This window comes from Vibrio sp. V03_P4A6T147, from assembly GCF_002241085.1.
Lineage (GTDB): Bacteria > Pseudomonadota > Gammaproteobacteria > Enterobacterales > Vibrionaceae > Vibrio > Vibrio anguillarum.
On record NZ_NDIO01000043.1, the window covers coordinates 1 to 2,408 of the forward strand.

At 43.5% G+C, this 2,408-nt stretch carries 3 protein-coding genes and 1 pseudogene; 3 read left to right on the plus strand and 1 reads right to left on the minus strand.

What is annotated here, in order from left to right:
* The 3 genes from B9J84_RS01605 to B9J84_RS01615 all read left to right on the plus strand — a co-directional run.
* Positions 1-354, plus strand: a 354-nt coding sequence (locus B9J84_RS01605; RefSeq protein ID WP_143698822.1) for a GntR family transcriptional regulator, incomplete at its 5' end; no start/stop codon positions are given.
* Positions 351-1,214 carry an ABC transporter ATP-binding protein gene (locus B9J84_RS01610; protein ID WP_094123378.1) on the plus strand — a complete coding sequence of 288 codons (864 nt, stop codon included), beginning with the start codon at positions 351-353 and terminating at the stop codon, positions 1,212-1,214. The genes B9J84_RS01605 and B9J84_RS01610, both read left to right, overlap by 4 nt.
* Positions 1,214-2,071, plus strand: coding sequence for a hypothetical protein (locus B9J84_RS01615; protein WP_094123379.1), 858 nt, complete (start codon positions 1,214-1,216; stop codon positions 2,069-2,071). Before B9J84_RS01610 ends, B9J84_RS01615 begins: the two co-directional genes overlap by 1 nt.
* 48 nt (positions 2,072-2,119) lie before the next feature.
* On the opposite strand, the pseudogene B9J84_RS01620 reads toward B9J84_RS01615, so the two are convergent.
* Positions 2,120-2,408, minus strand: a pseudogene (locus B9J84_RS01620) (IS4 family transposase); the annotation flags it as partial.

Consider the following 2,408-nt stretch of genomic DNA (forward strand, 5'->3'; position numbering starts at 1 on the left):
AACCAACCCATATTCCGTCAGCTAGCCGACAAAATTACCGAGCAGATCCTACAAGGTATTTGGCTAGAAGATAGTGCGTTGCCTTCGGTAAGAACCGTTTCGGCAGATATGAAAATCAATCACTTAACTGTCATGAAAGGCTATCAACTGCTTGTTGACGAAGGCATTGTTGAAAAAAGACGAGGTCAAGGTATGTATGTCGCGAAAGGAGCGCTAGCGCAATTACAGGCGAAACAAAAGCAGCACTTTTTAGAGCAACAGATCCCAGAAATTGCACAAACACTCAAGCTATTGGCGATGCCGCTTGAGGATTTTATCAACCAACTACAACAGCATATTGAAGGTGACCAATGAATCCATTAGTCGAAGTCAACGGTGTATCTAAACAGTACGCAAAGCATGCCGAGTCGGAAGCTCTGCAGAATGTGAGCTTTAAGCTCTACGCAGGACAGGTGCTCGGTTTGCTCGGACATAATGGTGCGGGCAAGTCGACCTTAATTAAGTCGTTGCTCGGTGCTCACCATTATCAAGGTGACATTTTGATCCAGGGCTTAAATCCGATTACGGAACATGCGCAAGTGATGGCGCATCTTTCCTACATTTCAGACGTCAATGTGTTGCCAGATTGGATGACGGTTAAACAAATTTTGCGTTATACGTCAGGCGTGCATCCCAGCTTCTCGTTAGACAAGGCCACGCAAGTCCTTGCACAAACCAACATTCGTTTATCAAGTAAAATTCGTACCTTATCAAAAGGGATGAAAGTACAACTGCATTTAGCCATTGTGATTGCCACCGATACCAAAGTGCTGATTTTGGATGAGCCAACTCTTGGTTTGGACCTAATCTACCGTGATACCTTCTATCGTCACTTACTCGAATGGTTCCATGATGGTGAGCGTGCCTTGATTGTTGCTAGTCATGAAGTATCGGAAATTGAACATTTGCTAACGGATGTGCTGATCTTGAAGCAAGGTAAGGTCGTGCTGCAAGACTCAATGGAGGCGATTACACAAGGGTATTTTGTTCTAGAGGCCAGTAACGCACATCAAGACGTTATCCAAACCTATCGTCCTTTGGCATCTCAGCCAAGCTTGGGAACAACAAAGTGGTTGTTGACTTCAGAACACCGTCAAGCCGTTGAAGGGCTTGGTTCTATTTACAGTGTAAAACTTGCTGAACTATTTCTTGCCTTGCAGAAGGAGAACGCATAATGCACCCCAGTATTTATATGCTTGAAAAAGAGCTGATTGAAAACAAAAATGTTACGCGTATTCCTTTGTTTCTATTGGTATGCGGAACCCTATTGTTCATCAGTTTGTTAATGAACAATACACTGCAACACAACCTGTTTTTTGAGATGGAATTTGGTGGCGACATCAGTGATGTCCATATCGAATTTGTGGATGATTTCAACACCTTTATCATCATGCTTGTTGGTTTTATTTCGCTAATGCTCAGTTCACTCTATTTCCCCAGAACATTCCGCAAGGAGCGTAAAGAGGGAAGCTCTATGTTCTGGCGCAGCATGCCAGTGACGAACAATATGACCTACATAGTGAAACTGGGGTTTGGCTTATTTGTAATCCCTGTGGTCTGTTCCGTGTTAGTCATTTGTGCGGACGTTCTGCTGTGGGGGCTTAACTTAGCGACAGAAAACCGTTTAGCCCTACTATTTGAACAACGTTCTCTAGGATATGCCGTTCAACACTGGTTGAATTACCTCAGTATCATGTGGGTGATTGCTGTGACAATGCTTCCATTAGCCTGCTTTACTTTAGTTATTTCACAGATATTTAATTCGCCGATCCTTGTGATGTTCGTGGGCGGTTTCGCACTTAAATGGATCTCGATTGTTATGCTGAATTCTGACATTGTAGGGGAGTTTTACCATGCGATTTTCAACTTGCCGTTGCAGTTAATGACTTCTTCAAACATGTTCACGGCTTTTGAAGGTGCTGGTTGGGGTAATTTATTTGTGTATATCATGATTGGTATCGCCAGTTACTGGATTAGCCACAAGCTCTATAGTACTGATGAACTTTCATTGAAGTCACTGTTGACCCGATAAGTTTCTGGTTAAGCTTAATCCAAAAGAGAGCGTTTGTTCTAATGCCGTTCACTTAAGGTGAGCGGCATTGTATTTTCTAGGGTATCGGCTTGGCTTTTTCTTCACAACTCTAGGGAAGGCTCTTTCTCGCCTTGGCTCAAGTATTAAGCTCCCACTCATTGCATAAAAGTTTTGGAGTTGCCTCGGTATGGCTCCCGGTGACGAGTAGGGAAGCCCCACTATTAGGCGCATGATGTGGGCTAACGCTCCATTGAAGCTAAGTTGGTATGGCAAGTAGTCTCCATTCAACGTATTACACATCTGCACCATTTGATATCTGACTAAGTTGTATGTCAGT